Below are 18,362 nucleotides of genomic sequence, written 5' to 3'. Positions count from 1 at the left end.
CCTGTGCAGGGAACCGGCCTCCGTGCCCGTCTAGGACGGGCTCGCCAAAGCTCGTTTGGAATTACTTCGCCAGCAGGCGGAGCCCTTCAAGTTCACCCGCATTGCGCGCGCCCTTGCCGCGGCGCAGTGTGAAGCCGATGCCGGCAAAGCCGAGCAGCAGCATCAGCCAAGTGCCGGGTTCCGGCACGGAAGGCGTACCGGTGAGGTACAGCGTGCCGTTGGAGAAGGCATTGATGTTGAGCCCGTCGAGGTCCCCATTGAGAGCCACCGAATCGGCACCTTCATTGCCGAAGTCGAAAAGCCAGAACACCGAGACATTCTGCTGCTGGCCGAGGAGCGAGGCGCCAAAGTGCGCACCGACGACGGTCACGCCGTAAAGGGTCTGGCTAAAGTTCAGCTCGTTATTGTTGTCGCCCGAGAGGCTGAAGATGACCTGACCATTGTCGACGAGGTCCTGCCAGGTGCCGTTGTAGGGGTAGTTCATGCCCATATATTCGAGCGTCGCGATAGCAGCCTGCTGCTCCGCGAAGTTCGAATTGTTGAACATGTTGCCCGCGTAATAGCCGGCGCAATCCTGGGCACCGATTGCAATCGACGGATCATCGCACGGAGCGAAGACCGGAGGTGGCGTCACAGCTTCCATAACAGGCGTCAGGGAAGCAGCGGCGTATGCCGGGCTTGCTGACACTGCGAGTGAGAGACCCGCGGCTGCTAGAAGTTTCTTCATCGGAATGCTCCGCACAATGTACCCATTTTCGGGTGAAGTTTCAGAATCAACTGGCCTGAATTGCCTATTGTTTAACAGGTGGTTGCATTTCCGGCAAGGCAACCATCTGGATCGGGCGGCGCGCGTTTTCAAGAATGGCAGTAGGTCTGATACCCGCCAGCCTCGTGGTAAAAGTCTTTTTAAAACAATAGCATGATGAGACTGTCCGCTCTGTTCCGCGAGCGATCGAGTGCGTCCCGATATGGGACAGCCAAGCAGCTAAACCGTTAACGTGGCGGGTTTTTCGGACTTCGGGACTGACGAGAAAAAGTCAACGAGCGAACAGTCCAATCCCGGCGCACCCATGTGCTTGGAAGCTATTCTCCCATTTCTAGACGTCATCTAGCATGGATTAAACCGGAGTGCAGGAAGCACATCGTCCGGCAAAGTGGCCGCGGCACTCCGAGGGCGGCGGACAAGCCAATCGGTCTTCGCAAGCGGAGCCTGCGCACCGCTGTCCTGATTGCCAACTGGATCGATTCCATCCGGTGTGGAGATCGCTCTCCAGAAAGTCTCGCGATCGCCCCCTTCAGGCAGCGGAGAGGCCACACGCATGGGCAGGAAGGCGAGATGATCCTCCGGATTCCCGCCCTGAAGAGCGACCAGCAGCGGTGCGAGAAACAAGCGGGCGGTGACCATGGCCGATGTCGGGTTGCCCGGAATGCCCAGGATTGGTTTGGTCCCGACTTTGCCAAGCCAGACGGGCTTGCCCGGTTTGATCGCTACCTTCGAGAACACCAGCTCCATGGCCTGATCGGCAAACATCGCGCGGGCGAAGTCGTAATCGCCGACCGATGCCCCTCCGATAACAACCACGCAATCCGCATCGTTCAGGGCGCAAGCACCTGCTTTGCCAAGTTGTCCAAGGTCATCTCGGACGCGTACCAAAGTGGCCACCTGTCCGCCTGCGCCCTCAGCGAGAGCTCTGACGCCGCAGCTGGCCGATTCCGGGATTTGGGCTGCGGTTTCGGCAGCCGATCCCGGGGGAGCAAGCTCGTCGCCGGTCGAGATGATCGCCACACGCGGTTGCCGGGTTACCGACAGGTCACTCCTGTCCGCAGCGGCTGCGGTCACCAAAGCCTGCGGAGTCAGGCGCGAGCCCGAATCCAGAAGTACATCGCCTGCGCCAAAATCGCTTCCCGCGCGGCGAATATGCGAAGATGGGCCGTGACCATCCCGAAAACGCACGCGATCGCCACTGCGCTCGGCATATTCCTGCATGATCACCAGCTCGGCACCGCGCGGCACGGGCGCCCCGGTGAAGATGCGGACCGCCTGAGACTCTTCGAGCGTTCCTGCGTAGGGCATCGCCGGGCGTGCTTCGCCGGTGACATCGAGCCATTCGTTCCCTGTCGCTGCACGGTGGGCAACCGCATAGCCATCCATCATCGAGACGTCGCAGCGTGGCGCATCGAGCGCGGCGGTGATTTGCTCCGCGAGATAGCGGCCATGCGCCTCTTCGATTGCAACGGTCTCGGTGCCCAGCCTGTCGAAAGAGCGTGCGAGCAGGGCCACAGCTTCGTCGAAGGTGAGCATCAATTGCGTCTACCCGCCAATCGAGGCGAGGTGCGGAGTCGCACCGCTGTCGCCTTCGTGGAGGCGGTGCCCCTGTGTCTTGTCCGGCAAGGCTCGTGCAATAGTCTCGATCAACTCTTCCTGCTGGTCATCCCGCTCGAGAAGTCGGCGCAGATCGTATCCCTGCTCCCCGAACAGACAGAGATGGAGCCTGCCGCGGCTGGATAACCGCAGACGATTGCAACTGTCGCAAAAGCCCTCTCCATATGGGGTTATGAGGCCGATCCTCCCCCGGAAGTCCGGATGTACGTATTCCGTTGCCGGGCCAGCGCCCTCCCCACGATCTCGCTGCGTCCAGCCCGAGCCTTCGAGTTTTTCGCGGATGGCTTGCGATGCATGGACCTGCGATCGAAACTCTGCGGAATTGCCGTTGGTCCGCATCAGTTCGATGAAACGCCAGGTGACGTTTCGCTCGGCCACGAAGCCCAGAATCGCATCCCAGTCGGGCGCGCCGATCTCGGGCAGCAACACGCTGTTGATCTTGACCGCCGAGAAGCCCGCATCGAGCGCGTTGTCGACGCCCGCGATGACCTGGTCGAGCATATCGCGGCCTGTCACCTGAGCGAAGCGAGCCCGGTCGAGTGTATCGATGCTGACATTGACCGCATCGATCCCGGCAGCGCGCCAGCTTTCGGCTTCGCGCGCAAGCCGATACCCATTGGTGGTCATCGCCACGCGCCGAATATCGGGCTGACCGGCAATATCCCGGGCAATATCGGTGAAATCCGACCTTACCGTTGGCTCACCCCCGGTCAGGCGCACCTTCCAAAGTCCCAGCTTGGAAAACGCCCCCACAGCGCGGCCGATCTCGTCGCGCGTGAGTTCGGGTGGCAGGCCTTTCTGAGCAATAAACCCATTGGGCAGGCAGTAGGTGCACCGGAAATTGCACCGCTCAGTGAGGGAGAGGCGAAGGTAGGAGAACCGTCGTCCAAACCGATCCCGCAGCGCCGGGCCTACCTCCTGGTCGGGCCCTGTCTCGCTTTGTCCGGGGGGATCAAACAATGCCATGCGCAAGCTTCCTAACGTGCAGGCGCCCCCAAGGCCACCGATCATCGTGAGGCGTGACCCAATTTCAAATAGGTTGCAATCGCGCACGCTTTCGCATTGGGTAGCTCCCGCCGAATGGGAGAGAGAAATGGCCGCATCCGCCGCACATGGCCCGCTGACCGGGCTGAAGGTTGTAGAATTCCAAGGGATCGGGCCCGGCCCGCATGTGGCCATGCTGCTGGCTGACCTGGGTGCAGAGGTGGTGCGGATCGAGCGTCCGGGGCACCAGCCGATGAACCCCGTTGTCGAGCGTGCGCGCCACCGCGCCGCCGTCGATCTGAAGAGCGACGATGGACAGGCATTCGTCAGGAAAGCGCTTGGCGCTGCCGACGTGCTGATCGAAGGTTTCCGGCCGGGCGTGATGGAGCGACTGGGGCTTGGGCCTGACGAGGTGCTCGCGCTCAATCCGCGGCTCGTCTACGCGCGGATGACCGGTTGGGGACAGGATGGCCCGCTCGCCCAGGCAGCCGGTCATGACCTCAACTATATCGCGATCACCGGAGCGCTCGACAGTATCGGTGCCAAGGGCGAACTGCCGATCCCGCCGCAGAACCTCGTCGGCGATTTCGGCGGCGGGTCGATGTATTGCGCCTTCGGCATTCTGGCCGCGCTCTACGAACGCCAGAACAGTGGCAAGGGACAGGTCGTCGATGCTGCGATCGTCGATGGCGTCGTGAGCCTGATGAGCTTCTTCTACGGCCAGCCGCACAGCGCGCTGCGCACTACCCAGCGTGGTGCCGGCCTGCTTGGCGGGGCGGCGCATTTCTACCGCTGTTACGAATGCGCGGACGGCAAGGAAGTCAGTGTCGGCGCGATCGAGCCGCAGTTCTATGCTGAGCTATTGCAGCGCGCAGATGCGCCCGACGAACTGCGCGACGGACAGATGAACCCGGCCAATTGGGACGATTACACCGACAGGCTCGCCAAGCTGTTCAAGACGAAGACTCAGGCCGAATGGGTGGCGCTCCTCGAAGGCACCGATGCCTGCTTCGCGCCCGTCGTCCCGCTCGACGAGGCGAAGGACCATCCACACATGAAAGCGCGCGGAGCTTTCGTCGAGCACGGCGGCCGCTCACATACCGCGCCTGCGCCGCGTTTCGACCGCACGCCGGGCACGATCCGCGACAGTGCGCAGGATGGCGAAGAGGTGGTGGCGCGCTGGGCAGAAGGGGGCTAGGGAGCCGCGCATAAGGAGAGACAAGCTCATGCGCGATTGCACCAAGTTCTACATCGACGGCCAGTGGGTCGACCCGGTCACCGCCAACACCCAGCCGGTCGAGAATCCCGCCACTGAAGAAACCATCGGCCACATCAGTTTTGGCACCAAGGCCGATGTCGACAAGGCCGTTGCCGCTGCGCGCCGCGCGTTCGAAACGTTCAGCCAGACCAGCAGGGAGGAGCGCCTCACTCTGCTGCGCGCGATCCAGGGCGAGATCGAAAACCGCAAGGAAGATCTGGCGGTTGCAGTGAGCGACGAGATGGGCGCGCCGATGAGCCTCGCCAACGGTCCGCATGTCGGACTGCTCGCCGGGCACTGCCAGAAGGCCATTGAGATTCTCGAAGGCTTCGAGTTCGAACGCCAGGACGGCCCGACGCTGCACGTGTGGGAGCCGATCGGCGTCGTCGGCATGATCACGCCGTGGAATTGGCCGCTGAACCAGATTGCCTGCAAGGTTTTCCCAGCACTTGCGACCGGCAACACGATGGTCCTCAAACCATCCGAGATCGCGCCTTTCAATGGCTATATCTTCGCCGAGATCATGGATGCGGCAGGCGTTCCGGCGGGTGTGTTCAACCTCGTGAACGGCGACGGTCCGGGCGTGGGTGAAGCGATCAGCGGCCATCCCGATATCGACATGGTCAGCTTCACCGGCTCGACGCGCGCTGGCGTGCTGATTGCCAAGAACGCAGCCGACACGGTCAAGCGCGTGGCGCAGGAACTGGGCGGTAAGAGCCCCAACATTGTGCTCGACGACAGCGCATTCACCCAGTCGGTGATGAAGGGCACGACCGCGATGATGGGCAATTCGGGCCAGACCTGCACAGCGCCCAGCCGCATGCTGGTTCCGCACAAGCGCATGGAAGAAGCCAAGGCGGCGGCGAAGGAAGCCGCTGAAGGCGTCATTCCCGGCGACCCCAAGGGCAACGCCACCATCGGCCCGGTGGTTAGCCGCACCCAGTTCGACAAGATCCAGGGCCTGATCGAGAAAGGCATCGAGGAAGGCGCGACGCTGGTTGCAGGCGGTCCCGGCAAGCCGGAGGGGCTGGAAACCGGTCATTACGTGAAGCCCACGGTCTTCGCCGATGTCGACAACGACATGACCATCGCGCGCGAGGAAATCTTCGGACCCGTCCTCTGCATCCTCGGCTATGACGACTACGACGATGCCATCCGCATCGCCAATGATACCGAGTACGGACTCGCCAGTGCGATCATGGGCGAGGACATCGAAACCGCCCGCAAGCTGGCCAAGCGCATCCGCGCTGGCCGTGTGGCGATCAACGGCGGTTACGATCTGAATGCGGCATTCGGCGGCTACAAGAAGTCGGGCAACGGCCGCGAATGGGGCGAATGGGGCTTCCACGACTTCCTCGAGGTCAAGGCCGTGATGGGCCACAGCTGATGGCTGGAAAGCATTTCGACGAGTGGGAAATTGGTGACAAGCTGACCCACGAAATTCGCCGTACGGTGACCGAGGCGGACAACCTCTTCTTCACCGTGATGACCCACAACCCGCAGCCGCTCCACCTCGATGTGGAAGCGGCGAAGGAAAGCGAGTTCGGGCAGATCCTGGTCAACGGGACCTATACCTTCTCGCTGATGGTGGGGCTGTCGGTGGGCGACACCACGCTCGGCACGCTGGTGGCGAACCTGGGCTACGACAAGCTCGTTATGCCCAAGCCCGTATTCATTGGCGACACACTGCATGCGACGAGCGAGGTCATCGGCCTTCGCGAAAGCAAGTCGCGCCCCGACACCGGTATCGTGACGTTCCTGCACGAAGCGGTGAACCAGCGCGGCCAGGTCGTGTGTCGCTGCGAACGGTCGGCGTTGCTCAGGAAAAGGTCCTGATTTCACCCACCTGCACCCCTTTGTCGACTTCAAGCGTTGAGCGGCAAAGGGGAATGGAATGAGCGAGGAAAAACAGGGCAAGGAACCCGAAGGCGTCGAGGATGTCATCGGCGAACTGGATGAACTCGCGTCCAAGAATGACGAGGTCCGGGTCGGCGATGTGCTGGATGATTTCGGCCGTCGGAGCTTCGGCCCCTTCATCATGATTTTTGCCTTGATCGAAATCACCCCGCTGGGCGCGGTCCCGGGTGTGCCGAGTGCGCTTGCGGCCATCATCGCGCTGGTCGCGGTTCAGATGCTCTTCGGCAAGGACCACATCTGGATGCCCGAATTCATCCAGCAGCGCGCGGTGGAGTCGAAGAAGCTGCACAAGGCCATCGGCAAGATGCGCGGGGTCGCCCACTGGCTCGACGAACACAGCCGCGACCGGCTCGACGGTTTGACCAAGGGTGTGTGGATAAAGGTCGCGGCAGTCGCCATCCTAGTGTTGTGTGCGACCGTTCCGCCGCTTGAGGTCCTGCCTTTTGCCAGTTCCGGCCCCATGATCGCGATTGCCGCTATAGGCCTGGCGCTGATCGTTCGCGACGGGCTGGTCATGCTGGCGGCCCTCCTGCTCGCAGTCGCGGCAGTCGGCGGCGGGACCTATTATTACTACACCTCCGACGAGGAAGAGGGCAGTTCGGAAGGCATGGCGCTGATTTCCGCGCCAGCCGAGCACAGTCACGCTTGACCTGATAGCCCGCATCTGGCCACATTCCCTCGCGGAGGGAGAGGCGGATGAAATACGCGATTGCACTATTGTCTGCAGGTTTGGCGCTGTCAGGCTGCTCGCAAGGTGTACCCGGCGAAGCCACCGATGCCCAGCGCGGCGACGGCACGGACACGATCGAACTCGCCGAGTTTCCCGACCGTCCCTATTGGGGCGACACGCATCTCCACACCGACGTGTCTGTCGATGCTTTCGGCTTCGGCGTCCGGCTTGGTCCGGAAGTCGCCTTGCGGTTCGCCCGCGGTGAGGAAGTGACAGCGACCACCGGCATGAGTGCCAAGCTCGATCGTCCGCTCGATTTCCTCGTCATCTCCGACCACTCCGATGCGATGGGTGCAACGCGTCGCCTTTACGATGCTCCGCGCATGATGGTCCGCGATCCGACGCTGAGGCGCTGGCGCGACATGATGCACGAGAGCCCCGAACAATCGACGCGTGCTGTGGCCGAACTGATCACGGCTGCGGCCAATGGCGAAATCCCGGAGGCGCTGCGCGATCCAGAGCGCAATGCTGCAGCCACCCGCGAGCTGTGGGATCGCCATCTCGACCTGCTCGACCGCTATAACGAGCCGGGCACTTTCACCGCCTTTGCCGGGTTCGAATGGACGCTCATGCCGGGCGGCAACAACCTTCATCGCGTCGTCATGTTCCGCGACGGCAGCGGGAGGACCGGTGAGGTCCTGCCCTATCCCGGGATCGACGGCGAGGTTACCGGCCTGTGGGACTACATGGATGCTTATGAAGAGAGCACGGGCGGCAAGGTGCTCGCGATCCCGCACAATTCGAACCTGTCCAACGGCATGATGTTCGAACTCACCGGACCCGATGGCGGCGCGATGAGCGCGGATTATGCGCGCCGCCGCGCTGCGCATGAACCTGTGGTCGAAGCGACGCAGATCAAGGGCGACAGCGAGACGCACCCATTCCTTTCGCCCAATGACGAATTCGCGGGCTTCGGTGTCGCCGGATGGGAGCTGGGCAACCTGCCACTCACCGAGAAGACGACGCCGGACATGTTCGCCGGAAGCTATATCCGTTCGGCACTCCTTCGCGGCTTGACCCTCGAACAGCAGCTCGGCGTCAATCCCTATGCTTTCGGAATGATTGGCTCGACCGATAGCCACACCGCGCTGGCGACCGGCGATGAGGACAATTTCTTCGGCAAGCACACCGGCGCCGAGCCGCGCCAGGATCGTGCGATGGAGGAGCAGAACCTCGGCACGCGCGAAGGCCGCTTCGGCTGGCACTATCTCGCGGGCGGCTACGCAGCTGCCTGGGCGCGGGGCAATACGCGGGCGGAGATATTCGATGCCTTCATGCGCCGCGAAGTCTACGCGACAACCGGTCCGCGCATGGTCCTGCGCCTGTTCGCCGGACATGATTTTGCGGAAGGCGACTGGGATGGTGATTGGGTGCGCGCAGGCTACACCCGGGGTGTACCCATGGGCGGCGAACTGGAAGACACGGGCCGCGCGCCGACCTTCCTGATTTCGGCGCTCAAGGATCCCGACGGCGCCAATCTCGACCGTGTGCAGGTGGTGAAGGGCTGGGTCGATGCCAGCGGCACCGCGCGCGAGAAGGTCTATGACGTCGCCTGGAGCGCACGCGAGATGGACGGCGCTTCGGATTCACCGGTGCCGCCGGTGGGCGACACGGTCGACCGCGCTAAGGCCACTTACGAGAATTCGATCGGCGCGGCCGAACTGCGCGCGACCTGGACCGATCCCGACTACAAGCGCGGCGAGCGGGCGTTCTATTACGTCCGCGTTCTCGAGATTCCCACACCGAGCTGGGTGCTGTATGATGCGCTCCGCTTCGGCCTCAAGCTGCCGGCGAATGTGATCGAGGCGAACGTGATCCAGGAACGCGCCTACTCCTCGCCCGTATGGTTGCGCCCGCGCATGGCGCCGGGTGATGGTCCGCCGATCATGGACGAGGGATGATCCGCCAGGCGCTGCGCGATCCGCTCGCGCATTTCCTGATTGCTGGTGCGGCGCTCTGGGGGGTGCTGGCGCTCGCAGGCGACCCCGTCGACCCGGCGGATCGCACGATCACACTGTCCCGCGAGCAGCAGGCCGCGCTTTCCCTGCAGTTCGAGCGCACGATGCGCCGCGCCCCGACCGATGCCGAGCTCGACGCGCAAATCGAACAATGGATACGCGAGGAAGTGCTCTATCGCGAAGCGATGCGACTGGGGCTCGACGAGGGCGATCCAGTGTTGCGGCGCAGGTTGGCCACCAAGATGGATGAACTTGCAGGCGCCGAGGTGGAATTGGCGCGACCTACCGAAAATCAGTTGCGCGAGTGGTACCGTGCAAATGGCGGCGCCTATGAAACAGGCGAGGTGGTGGATTTCGAGCAGGTCTATTTCCCGACCGAAGAGGCGGCAATCGCGGCGCTGACTCAGGATAGTCCGAAGGGCGAGCCGATAAGCCTCCCGCGAAAGGTGGCGAAGCAGGATGGCGAATATGTCGAGCGGCTGTTCGGGTCGCAGTTCGCGGAAGGTTTGCTCCAGCTAGAGGCCTCGCCTGAATGGCAGGGCCCGGTCCCATCAGGATATGGCTGGCACCTGGTCCGCCTCACGCGCCGCGAGAAAGGTCTGGTCCCGCCATTCGGGGATGTCCGCGAGAGGGTCGAACGAGACTGGCGCAGCCGGACCATTGAGACACGGCGCCAGCAGGCATTCCAGTTGCTGCGAGACGCATACCGGGTCGAGATCGAGTAATGTTGCGCTGGCTGATTACCCTCGCAGCGCTAGCGCTGGCGGCACCGCTGTCGGCGGACGAGCTGCGACCTGTCTCGATCATGTTCGAGCAGACGGATGGAGATGCTTGGGAGTTGGGCTGGCGTGAACCTGTTCTCGCGCAGTCGGGCCGGGCGCAGACGCTCCCCCAGCTGCCCGAAGTCTGCCGCATCATTGGCGATCCGCACATCGAGAACGCGAGGCTGGTGATAACCGGTCGAGCTCAAGTCAGGTGCGATGGGGCCGTGGAAGGGCAAGCGGTCGGATGGTCATTCACGACACATAGCGAAGCGATCCTGCGCGTGGCGCCGCTTGGCCAGCCAGTGCAGGTCCACCGATTGACCCCCGTGCAGCCAAGCGCAGTGATCGAGGCGCAACCCTCGAGCTTGCAGGTTTGGCGCAGCTATTTTGTCATCGGGGTCGAACACATCCTCGCCGGATGGGACCATTTGTTGTTTGTCATCGCGCTGGTCCTGCTGGTGGGCGGCGCTTGGCCGGTGGTGAAAGCGGCAACCGCCTTCACTATCGCGCATTCGATAACCCTGGCGGCGGTCACGCTCGGATTTGCGGGCCTGCCACAGCGCCCGGTCGAGATGCTGATCGCGCTCTCTATCGTCTTCCTCGCTGTCGAGATCGCGCGCGGTTCGCGCGATACGCTGACCCGGCGCCTGCCGTGGCTCGTCGCCTTCGCATTCGGCCTGGTCCACGGCTTCGGCTTCGCCGGTGCCTTGCGCGAGATCGGGTTGCCCGAGGGCGAGGTGCCCGCGGCGTTGATCAGCTTCAATCTGGGGGTCGAGGCGGGGCAATTGCTGGTTATCGCGATCGTACTGGCGCTACTCGCGCTGTTGCGAAGGCTGCGGCCTGCAGCCGAACCAGTCACCGTTAAGGCCGCTTCCTATGCGATCGGCATCATCGGTGCCTATTGGCTGGTCGACCGAGTGATCGGCTGAGGTTCGCCGCCGAGCGCTTGCCACAGCAATACGCGCGCACGCTGGGCGCGGCCTAGCGCAGCAGCCGCGCGCTCCCCGCTCGCATCGGCGGCGCGGCGGGCTTCCAGCACGGTGAGGAAGTCGGCGAGGCCCGCCTCCTGCCGCGTCTCCGCCAGCCGGGCAGCACGTTGCAGGCTTTCGGCCTCGGCAGAGGCAGCCGCCAGTTCGCGATCGGCTGCGGCGACTAGGCCGTAGGCCGCCTCTGCATCACCCAGTGCAGTGTAAACGGCACCGCGATAAGCCTGGAACGCGGCCTGCTTCTCGGCTGCCGCGCCGTCGATCTCGGCAGCAATCCGCCCGAAGTCGAAGAGCGGTCCGGCTACCGCAGCGGCGAGCGATCCCACCACGCTATCCTCGTCGAAGATGTCAGACGGGCTGAAGGCGAGGAGGCCGATGGCGGCGGACAGGTCGAAGACGGGGAAACGGCGGCGGGCGGTAGCGGCCAGTTCAGCGTCTTCTGTGGCAAGCGTCGCTGCTGCCGCCAGGACGTCGGGGCGGTTCGCTAGCAGCGTCGAAGGCAAGGCTGTTGGCGTGGCGGGAAGCGAAGTGTCATTGTCGCCAAGCGCCAGCGCGGCGTGTACCTGGCCGCCCGATTGCGCGGTCAGCGTGACCAGCCTGCCGATCAGCCGTGCCCGCTCGCTTTCCAGTGCAGCAAGACGGCTGCGCGAGGAATTGGCGGCGCTTTCCGCACGCACGCGGTCGAAACCAGGCGCGATCCCGGCCTCTTCGCGCACTCCTGCGAGCCGTGCGAGTTCCTCCGCAGCGGCGATATCGTCCTCGATTTCGGCCTGTCGCGCTTCGAGCGTGCGCCAGTCGATCACGCTGGCGGCGATCTCGGCAAGCAGGGCGTTGCGCACCGCGCGCGACGAGGCCGTCGCTGCATCGACCCGCGCCAGCGCAGCGCGTTCCTGTGCGCGCAGGCGCCCGAAGATATCCGGGTCCCAGCGCGCCGTGAGATTGGCCGAATAGGCTACCTGCTCGGTGTCGAACGAGGCTCCCGGCGGCAGCGCGCCTCCGAACTGCGCCGGATTGGTGCGGGTGCCGGTGACCGCAGCATTCGCACCAAGCGAGGGCAGGCGCTCCGCACCGGCACGGCTGGCCCCGGCGCGGGCCTGGTCGATCCGGGCAAGGGCCTCGCCGAGAGTGGGAGAATTGGCGAGTGCCTGCGCCGCGAGTGCGCCATAGCTGGCGTCGTTCTCGGGCAGCAGCTGGGCCAGTTCGGTACTGCTCGCCGCATCGGGTGCATAGAGGAACTCGGGCGGAAGCACCGGTGTGGGGGTTGCCACCTCCGGCGGCGGTCCGGCTGCGCAGGAGGCAAGCGCCAGCGCGCCCGTCGCAAGGAGCAGTGCGCGCATCACTCGGCTCCCTTGGCGGGCATATAGGCGTCGACCTGCTGACCCACGCGGAAGAGGCCCTTGTCGCCGACAGCATCGGCGGGAAGTTCGTAGATCACCTGCAACACCCGCACGTCGACGCGCTCGGCGGCGGAATTGGTGAGCGAGCGCTTGGGCACGACGAGCGGTTCGGCGCGGACGAAGCGTGCCTGCACTTGCTGGTCAGAAGCGCCGCGCGGAGACACGGTCGCTGCTTCGCCCATGGCGAGGCGCGGAGCCTGTTCCTCGTCGATATCGATACGCACATGCATGGGCTGCGTCTGGCCCATCTCGATGAAGGGCTGCGAACCTCCGCCCATGGTGCTGACATATTCGCCCTTGCGGATGTTCACCGCGAGGATTTCGCCTGCAATCGGTGCCCGCACGGTCAGCCGGCCCAATTCGGTGCGCGCGGAAGCAGCGCGGGCCTGTGCCGCGTCGAGGCGCGCACGGGCCAGCTGGAGGCGCTGCGATGCTGCACTCGCCTCGCCTTCGGCACGGATCACTTCGCTACGGCTGACCGCGGCCGGATCGCCTACATTACGATAGAGTTCGAGCTGGCTTGCGGACGTGGCCTGTGCACTCTGGGCCTCGGCAATCGCGGCGCGGGCTTCGCTGATCGCGGCATTGGCTTCGCGCAGCTGAGAGCGCACGGCACGGTCGTCGACAGTGAAGAGCGTGTCACCCTGCGCCACACGGTCGCCCGGCTGGACATAGAGCCCGGTGACAAGGCCTGACAGCGCAGAGCCGATCTGGATTACCTCGCTAGAGGGTTCGACCACGCCCGATCCGGCGACGCGTTGTTCGTCGGCCAGCATTTCCGGCGCGCGCGGGGGCTCACGCTCGGGATCGCTCAGCTCGCGATCGGGCTGGCCAGACAGGATGTAGAAGGCCGCGAAGATCAGGCCGATCACCGCGATAACCGGCAGGATCTGCCGCGAGAAGCTGAGGTTGCGAATATCCAAGGCCATTAGTGATCCTCCGGCATGTCTTTGCCGTCATGAGTGACCTTCCCGTCCTCAAGCACGAGGATGCGGTCGGCCATGTCGAAAATGCGATTGTCGTGGGTGACGATGATGCAGGCGCGGTCTTCGGCCACCGCTACTTCGCGCAGCAGGTCCATGACCCGGCGGCCCGATGCCGCATCGAGCGCGGCGGTCGGTTCGTCGCAAACCACGAGGCGCGGTTCGTGAACCAGTGCGCGGGCGATGGCGACGCGTTGCTGCTGCCCGCCCGAAAGCTGGTTGGGCAGCTTGTCCGCCTGGTCGCCAATGTTGAGCTTTTCCAGCATGGCGACCGCCTTCGCGCGCGCTTCGAGCCGGTCCATCCCCTGTGCGATCAACGGAACGGCGGCATTGCTGGCAGCATCGATCGAAGGGATCAGATTGTACTGCTGGAAGATGAAGCCGATGTTGTTGAGGCGGAACTCGACGAGATCGTCATCGGACAGGTCGTAAATGTCGGTGCCGAAGACCTTCACTTCGCCCAATGTGGGCCATAGGATGCCGCACATGATCGAGATGAGCGTGGTCTTGCCCGATCCGCTTTCGCCGACAAGGAAAGTGAGCTCGCCCGCCTTCACGTCGAGATCGATGCCGTGCAGCACGGTGATCGTCTGCTGGCCAGCCTGGAAATCGCGCGTGACGCCGCGCGTACAGATCGCTGCTTCCGGGTTGCAGCCGCCAATCGCGGTCGTGTCCATCTTGGTCGCCATTACCGGAACACCGCCGCAGGTTCGGTCTTGAGCACGCTGCGCAGCGCCAGCCAGCCGGTCAGCGCCAGTATCACGGTGACGGCGACGGCGCTGATCAGCGGGATCTGCCAGGGGATGTAGAATCCCTTGAAGGTCGGGTCGGACGAGAAGGCCGTGATGAATCCAACCGTTCCGAGCACGCCGAGACCGTAGCCGATCAGCCCGACCAGCCCAGCCTGTGCCGCGACCATCCTACGGATCTTGCCATTGGTCACACCGATCGCCTTCAAGGCCCCGAACTGCTTGATGTTGTCGCGGATGAAGAGGCTGAAGGTCAGGCCAACGATGGCCACGCCGACGATGAAGCCGAGCGCCACGGTAATCCCGAAATTGAGCGGAATGCCCGTGTTCTCGATGATGAAATCGACGCCGTCACGGGCGAATTCCTCGCGCGTCTGGGCCTTGAGGCCGGTCTCGCGCTCGATCTTCTCCGAGAGGGCCTTCGCCTGTGTCGGGTCCTCCGCGCCGACAAGGACGAAGGAGAGGCGGTTGCGCGTGCCGGGCACGTAATTCAGTGCCTGGCTGTACTTGGTATAGAGCACAACCGTGCTGGTGAAGCTGGGGATGGCATCGGCGATACCGCGGATCACCGCGCGCTGATCGTTGAGCTCTAGCCGCTCGCCGATGGGCGACTGGCCGGGAAACATGCGGGTCATGCCGACATCGTCGATGATCACGCTATCGGGCTGGGAAAGGACATCGATCGAACCTTCCAGCATGTTCTTGGGCAGGCCGATCAGCGTCGCGTCGTCGACCCCGATCACCGCCACGCCTTCGAGGTCACCATCCTTCGTGCGGACCGAGGCCTGCGCTCGGATATGCGGCACGGCCCATTCGACACCAGGAACACCGCGCACCTTGTCGAGCGCGGTGGAGGGCATGGCATAGGCGACATCGGTGGTGCGACTGACCGGGTCCATCACCCAGACATCGGCGCTCGAGACATTGTACACGCCGCTGGCCCCGCGCTCGAGCAGGTTGATGAAGATCGTCAGCTGCTGGGTGATGAGCAGGGTGGAGAAGGCAATGCCGAACACCAGCCCGAAGAACTTCTGCGCATCGCCGGTCAGCATGCGGATAGCGATCCAGATCATGGCAGTTGCGACCTCGGCTTGCGAAAAAGATGCGACTCGTTCATTAGTGAACGATAGCGTTCAACTGAACGGAGGCGTTCACTTTGTCAAGTGGCGAATCGAAACGGAGTGGCAGGCCTGCTGACGAGGCCAAGCGCGCGGCGATCGTGGCGGCGGCAAGCCGTGCCTTCTTCGAGCATGGCTATGCAGCCAGTTCGATCGAACAGATCGCTGCAGATGCAGGCGTCTCGAAGGTCACGATCTATAATCGCTTCGGCGACAAACGTTCCCTGCTCAGCGCGGCAGTCGAACTCGAATGCGAGAAGATGCGCGGCAATTTCGAAGTACCGGCAATGCCGCAGGGCAGTCTGCGCGAGCGCTTGACCGCGATCGGCGTGTCCATGAGCGCATTCCTCTCCCGCCCCGAGATGGTCCAGTTCGAACGCCGGATCGCCGCGGAAACCGAGCATGACCCGGCAGTAGGCGCGGCCTTTCTCGAAGCGGGCCCGCACCGCATGAAGCAGGCGTTTGCAGCCTTCCTCAAGGCTATGGACGACGCGGGCGAGATACGCGTTGCTGACACCGAACTTGCTGCCGAACAGTTTGTCTCGATGTGCAAGGGGATGGGCGATCTCGAACGCCGTTTCGGCGCTCCGCACGATCCCGCGCGTGACCGGGATCGCGTCCTCGGCGCGGTGGAAGTGTTTTGCAGGGCCTATGCAGTCGATGGCTGTGACCGGAATTAAGCGATAAATCGCCCCTACCTAAACTTGCCATTCACCACTGTGCGCCTACATTTACGTCGATAGCAGAGGATACTTGCCGCCATGCGCGACGAAAACGACAATTCCACGCCCGATCCGGAAGGCAACGGCCCCAATCCGTGGATCAAGAGCCTGATGATCTGGGGCGGGGTTTTCCTTGGCCTGCTGCTCGTCGTGTCCATGCTCGGCGGTGGTGGCCAGGCGGCAGGCACGCAGCTGCTCTATTCGGACTTCAAGGACAAGGTTGCCGAAGGCACGATCAAGTCGGTCGAGATTGCCGACGATCGCATTACCGGCCTGACAAAAGAGGACGAGCCGTTCAACACCATCCCGGTGAAGAACGATCCCAGCCTCACCAAGCTGCTCGAAGACAACAACGTCGAGTTCTCGGGCAAGGAAGCCGATAACGGCAGTCTGCTCGTCTATGCGCTGATCAACATCCTCCCCTTCGTGCTTATCCTCGGCATCGCGTTCTTCGCGCTGCGCCAGGTCCAGAAGGGCGGCGGTGCAGGCGGCGCGATGGGCTTCGGCAAGTCCAAGGCCAAGATGCTGACCGAAAAGCAGGGCCGGGTTACGTTCGAAGACGTGGCCGGCATCGACGAGGCGCGCGAGGAACTGGAAGAGATCGTCGAGTTCCTCAAGGACCCCCAGCGCTTCTCCAAGCTCGGCGGCACGATCCCCAAGGGCGCGCTGCTGGTAGGTTCGCCCGGTACGGGTAAGACTCTGCTTGCTCGCGCCATTGCAGGCGAAGCAGGCGTGCCATTCTTTACTATTTCGGGTTCTGACTTCGTCGAAATGTTCGTCGGCGTGGGCGCGAGCCGTGTGCGCGACATGTTCGAACAGGCGAAAAAGAACGCTCCCTGCATTCTCTTCATCGACGAAATCGACGCCGTCGGCCGTTCGCGCGGCCACGGACTCGGCAATTCGAACGACGAACGCGAGCAGACACTCAACCAGCTGCTCGTCGAGATGGACGGTTTCGAAGCGAACGAAGGCATCATTATCATCGCGGCGACGAACCGTCCCGACGTGCTCGATCCTGCGCTGCTGCGCCCGGGCCGTTTCGACCGCCAGGTCGTCGTGCCGATCCCCGATATCGACGGTCGCGAGAAGATCCTCGCCGTGCACATGAAGAAGGTGCCGCTGGCCCCCGACGTGAACCCGCGCACGATTGCGCGTGGCACGCCGGGCTTCTCCGGTGCCGATCTCGCCAATCTCGTCAACGAGGCTGCCCTGCTGGCTGCGCGCCGCAACAAGCGCCTCGTCGCGATGCAGGAATTCGAGGACGCCAAGGACAAGGTCATGATGGGCGCCGAGCGCAAATCAATGGTCATGGACGAGGACGAGAAGAAGATGACTGCCTATCACGAGGCTGGCCATGCGCTGGTCTCGATCAACGAGCCGGCATCTGACCCGATCCACAAGGCCACGATCATCCCTCGCGGCCGTGCGCTGGGCATGGTGATGCGCCTGCCGGAGCGGGACAATTACTCCTACCACCGCGACAAGATGCACGCGAACCTCGCTGTCGCCATGGGCGGACGCGTGGCGGAGGAAATCATCTTCGGTCACGACAAGGTGTCGAGCGGTGCATCGGGCGACATCCAGTATGCCACCGACCTCGCGCGCAACATGGTCACCAAGTGGGGCATGAGCGACAAGCTCGGTCCGCTGCAGTACGAGCAGAGCCAGGAAGGCTATCTCGGCATGGGCCAGACGGCGCGCACCATGGCGGGTGCCGAAACCAACAAGCTGATCGATGCCGAAATCAAGGCGCTGGTCGAAGGTGGTCTCAAGCGGGCGAACGACGTGCTGCGCGAACAGGAGGACAAGCTCCACCTTCTCGCGCAGGCGCTGCTCGAATACGAGACGCTGACCGGTGACGAGATCGACCAGCTGATGAAGGACGGCAAGATCGACCGGCCCGACGAGCCCAAGGGGCCGGTGGCGGTCGCGACAGCCGGAAGCAGCACCGTTCCCAAGGCGGGCAAGAAGTTCGGCGGCTCGGGTGAAGGCGCACCTGCAGGGGCCTGATTCCCCGCCCCATCGAAACAATGCGAAGGGCGCCGCGCGGGAAACCGCCGGCGCCCTTCCTGCGTTCAGGCCTCAGTTTCGCATCCCAGAAAGGCCCTGACCATGAACCGCCCGCTTACTGTCGCCATCGCTCTCTTCACCGCCGCAGCGGCTACAGCCTGCTCCGAGAAAACCCAGCAGGATGCCGCCGAGACCGCAGAGCTTGCGGGCGATGATATCGAGGCCAATGCAGCCGTACTTGGCGAAGCGATCGAAGACGGTGCGAAAACGGCCGCCGGTGCGGTGGCAGAAGGCGCGGCCGATCTCGAGCAGCACATCGAGGCCAATGACAAGGAAACACCGGGCCCTGCGCCCATTACAGGCGACGACCTCAATTCCGACCGGGAAGCTCCGCAGCGATAGG

Annotated in this window: 17 protein-coding genes; 10 read left to right on the top strand and 7 right to left on the bottom strand. The window is 63.6% G+C overall.

Annotation, left to right across the window (positions count from 1 at the left end; genetic code table 11):
* Positions 1-61: 61 nt before the first annotated feature.
* The 3 genes from K3146_RS09545 to moaA form a co-directional block, all read right to left on the bottom strand.
* The gene (locus K3146_RS09545) at positions 62-727 is read right to left on the bottom strand and encodes a PEP-CTERM sorting domain-containing protein (protein ID WP_221546066.1); all 666 of its coding nucleotides are present in this window, start codon (positions 725-727) and stop codon (positions 62-64) included.
* A 381-nt stretch (positions 728-1,108) separates the two neighbouring features.
* Entirely contained in the window at positions 1,109-2,302 is a 1,194-nt protein-coding gene (locus tag K3146_RS09540) for a molybdopterin molybdotransferase MoeA (protein WP_221546065.1), read from the bottom strand.
* 9 nt (positions 2,303-2,311) lie between these two features.
* Positions 2,312-3,349 (bottom strand): GTP 3',8-cyclase MoaA, encoded by a 1,038-nt coding sequence (gene moaA, locus K3146_RS09535; RefSeq protein WP_221546064.1) that lies wholly within the window; start codon positions 3,347-3,349, stop codon positions 2,312-2,314.
* A 127-nt stretch (positions 3,350-3,476) separates the two neighbouring features.
* Here moaA and K3146_RS09530 point away from each other — a divergent pair, with 127 nt between their 5' ends.
* From K3146_RS09530 to K3146_RS09500, 7 genes are read left to right on the top strand one after another with little or no spacing between them, the layout of a single operon-like run.
* Positions 3,477-4,565, top strand: a complete 1,089-nt coding sequence (locus tag K3146_RS09530; RefSeq protein WP_221546063.1) for a CaiB/BaiF CoA transferase family protein — start codon at positions 3,477-3,479, stop codon at positions 4,563-4,565.
* A gap of 28 nt (positions 4,566-4,593) precedes the next feature.
* Positions 4,594-6,012, top strand: coding sequence for an aldehyde dehydrogenase family protein (locus K3146_RS09525; protein ID WP_221546062.1), 1,419 nt, complete (start codon positions 4,594-4,596; stop codon positions 6,010-6,012).
* A complete protein-coding gene (locus tag K3146_RS09520) occupies positions 6,012-6,461 on the top strand; it encodes a MaoC family dehydratase (RefSeq protein ID WP_221546061.1) in 450 nt (149 codons plus the stop codon). The genes K3146_RS09525 and K3146_RS09520 overlap by 1 nt, the downstream gene beginning before the upstream one ends.
* 58 nt (positions 6,462-6,519) lie before the next feature.
* Entirely contained in the window at positions 6,520-7,191 is a 672-nt protein-coding gene (locus K3146_RS09515) for an exopolysaccharide biosynthesis protein (RefSeq protein ID WP_221546060.1), read from the top strand.
* A 47-nt stretch (positions 7,192-7,238) separates the two neighbouring features.
* Entirely contained in the window at positions 7,239-9,173 is a 1,935-nt protein-coding gene (locus K3146_RS09510) for a DUF3604 domain-containing protein (RefSeq protein WP_221546059.1), read from the top strand.
* Positions 9,170-9,955: a peptidyl-prolyl cis-trans isomerase gene (locus tag K3146_RS09505; RefSeq protein WP_221546058.1), complete on the top strand. Its 786-nt coding sequence runs from the start codon at positions 9,170-9,172 to the stop codon at positions 9,953-9,955. Before K3146_RS09510 ends, K3146_RS09505 begins: the two co-directional genes overlap by 4 nt.
* Positions 9,955-10,923 (top strand): HupE/UreJ family protein, encoded by a 969-nt coding sequence (locus K3146_RS09500; protein WP_221546057.1) that lies wholly within the window; start codon positions 9,955-9,957, stop codon positions 10,921-10,923. Before K3146_RS09505 ends, K3146_RS09500 begins: the two co-directional genes overlap by 1 nt.
* On the opposite strand, the gene K3146_RS09495 is transcribed toward K3146_RS09500, so the two are convergent.
* Genes K3146_RS09495 through K3146_RS09480 form a run of 4 tightly spaced genes read right to left on the bottom strand, consistent with a single transcriptional unit; the run spans position 10,893 to position 15,182 of the window.
* Positions 10,893-12,317, bottom strand: a complete 1,425-nt coding sequence (locus tag K3146_RS09495; RefSeq protein WP_221546056.1) for an efflux transporter outer membrane subunit — start codon at positions 12,315-12,317, stop codon at positions 10,893-10,895. The genes K3146_RS09500 and K3146_RS09495 overlap by 31 nt on opposite strands.
* The gene (locus K3146_RS09490; RefSeq protein WP_221546055.1) at positions 12,317-13,306 is read right to left on the bottom strand and encodes an efflux RND transporter periplasmic adaptor subunit; all 990 of its coding nucleotides are present in this window, start codon (positions 13,304-13,306) and stop codon (positions 12,317-12,319) included. The genes K3146_RS09495 and K3146_RS09490 overlap by 1 nt, the downstream gene beginning before the upstream one ends.
* Positions 13,306-14,037, bottom strand: a complete 732-nt coding sequence (locus K3146_RS09485; RefSeq protein WP_221546054.1) for an ABC transporter ATP-binding protein — start codon at positions 14,035-14,037, stop codon at positions 13,306-13,308. Before K3146_RS09485 ends, K3146_RS09490 begins: the two co-directional genes overlap by 1 nt.
* Before the next feature lie 11 nt (positions 14,038-14,048).
* A complete protein-coding gene (locus K3146_RS09480) occupies positions 14,049-15,182 on the bottom strand; it encodes an ABC transporter permease (RefSeq protein ID WP_221546053.1) in 1,134 nt (377 codons plus the stop codon).
* Positions 15,183-15,265: 83 nt separating this feature from the next.
* Here K3146_RS09480 and K3146_RS09475 point away from each other — a divergent pair, with 83 nt between their 5' ends.
* From K3146_RS09475 to K3146_RS09465, 3 genes are all read left to right on the top strand, one after another.
* A complete protein-coding gene (locus K3146_RS09475) occupies positions 15,266-15,907 on the top strand; it encodes a TetR/AcrR family transcriptional regulator (RefSeq protein WP_221546052.1) in 642 nt (213 codons plus the stop codon).
* Between the two features lie 81 nt (positions 15,908-15,988).
* On the top strand, positions 15,989-17,959 hold the full coding sequence (gene ftsH / locus K3146_RS09470) for an ATP-dependent zinc metalloprotease FtsH (RefSeq protein ID WP_247711187.1): 1,971 nt from the start codon (positions 15,989-15,991) through the stop codon (positions 17,957-17,959).
* A 102-nt stretch (positions 17,960-18,061) separates the two neighbouring features.
* Positions 18,062-18,361, top strand: coding sequence for a hypothetical protein (locus tag K3146_RS09465; protein WP_221546051.1), 300 nt, complete (start codon positions 18,062-18,064; stop codon positions 18,359-18,361).
* Position 18,362 lies beyond the last annotated feature (1 nt).

The organism is Qipengyuania vesicularis (assembly GCF_019711415.1).
Taxonomy (GTDB): Bacteria; Pseudomonadota; Alphaproteobacteria; order Sphingomonadales; family Sphingomonadaceae; genus Qipengyuania; species Qipengyuania vesicularis.
Note: the sequence above shows the minus strand (reverse complement) of the source record. Positions and strands in the feature narration are given on the sequence as shown.

What these genes read in the sequence shown, in the direction of transcription:
- moaA (WP_221546064.1), bottom strand. Translation starts at nt 3,349, where the DNA reads ATGGCATTGTTTGATCCCCCCGGACAAAGCGAGACAGGGCCCGACCAG.
- K3146_RS09500 (WP_221546057.1), top strand. Translation starts at nt 9,955, where the DNA reads ATGTTGCGCTGGCTGATTACCCTCGCAGCGCTAGCGCTGGCGGCACCG.
- K3146_RS09545 (WP_221546066.1), bottom strand. Translation starts at nt 727, where the DNA reads ATGAAGAAACTTCTAGCAGCCGCGGGTCTCTCACTCGCAGTGTCAGCA.
- K3146_RS09525 (WP_221546062.1), top strand. Translation starts at nt 4,594, where the DNA reads ATGCGCGATTGCACCAAGTTCTACATCGACGGCCAGTGGGTCGACCCG.
- K3146_RS09530 (WP_221546063.1), top strand. Translation starts at nt 3,477, where the DNA reads ATGGCCGCATCCGCCGCACATGGCCCGCTGACCGGGCTGAAGGTTGTA.
- ftsH (WP_247711187.1), top strand. Translation starts at nt 15,989, where the DNA reads ATGCGCGACGAAAACGACAATTCCACGCCCGATCCGGAAGGCAACGGC.
- K3146_RS09515 (WP_221546060.1), top strand. Translation starts at nt 6,520, where the DNA reads ATGAGCGAGGAAAAACAGGGCAAGGAACCCGAAGGCGTCGAGGATGTC.
- K3146_RS09540 (WP_221546065.1), bottom strand. Translation starts at nt 2,302, where the DNA reads ATGCTCACCTTCGACGAAGCTGTGGCCCTGCTCGCACGCTCTTTCGAC.
- K3146_RS09465 (WP_221546051.1), top strand. Translation starts at nt 18,062, where the DNA reads ATGAACCGCCCGCTTACTGTCGCCATCGCTCTCTTCACCGCCGCAGCG.
- K3146_RS09485 (WP_221546054.1), bottom strand. Translation starts at nt 14,037, where the DNA reads ATGGACACGACCGCGATTGGCGGCTGCAACCCGGAAGCAGCGATCTGT.
- K3146_RS09495 (WP_221546056.1), bottom strand. Translation starts at nt 12,317, where the DNA reads ATGCGCGCACTGCTCCTTGCGACGGGCGCGCTGGCGCTTGCCTCCTGC.
- K3146_RS09510 (WP_221546059.1), top strand. Translation starts at nt 7,239, where the DNA reads ATGAAATACGCGATTGCACTATTGTCTGCAGGTTTGGCGCTGTCAGGC.
- K3146_RS09505 (WP_221546058.1), top strand. Translation starts at nt 9,170, where the DNA reads ATGATCCGCCAGGCGCTGCGCGATCCGCTCGCGCATTTCCTGATTGCT.
- K3146_RS09490 (WP_221546055.1), bottom strand. Translation starts at nt 13,306, where the DNA reads ATGGCCTTGGATATTCGCAACCTCAGCTTCTCGCGGCAGATCCTGCCG.
- K3146_RS09520 (WP_221546061.1), top strand. Translation starts at nt 6,012, where the DNA reads ATGGCTGGAAAGCATTTCGACGAGTGGGAAATTGGTGACAAGCTGACC.
- K3146_RS09480 (WP_221546053.1), bottom strand. Translation starts at nt 15,182, where the DNA reads ATGATCTGGATCGCTATCCGCATGCTGACCGGCGATGCGCAGAAGTTC.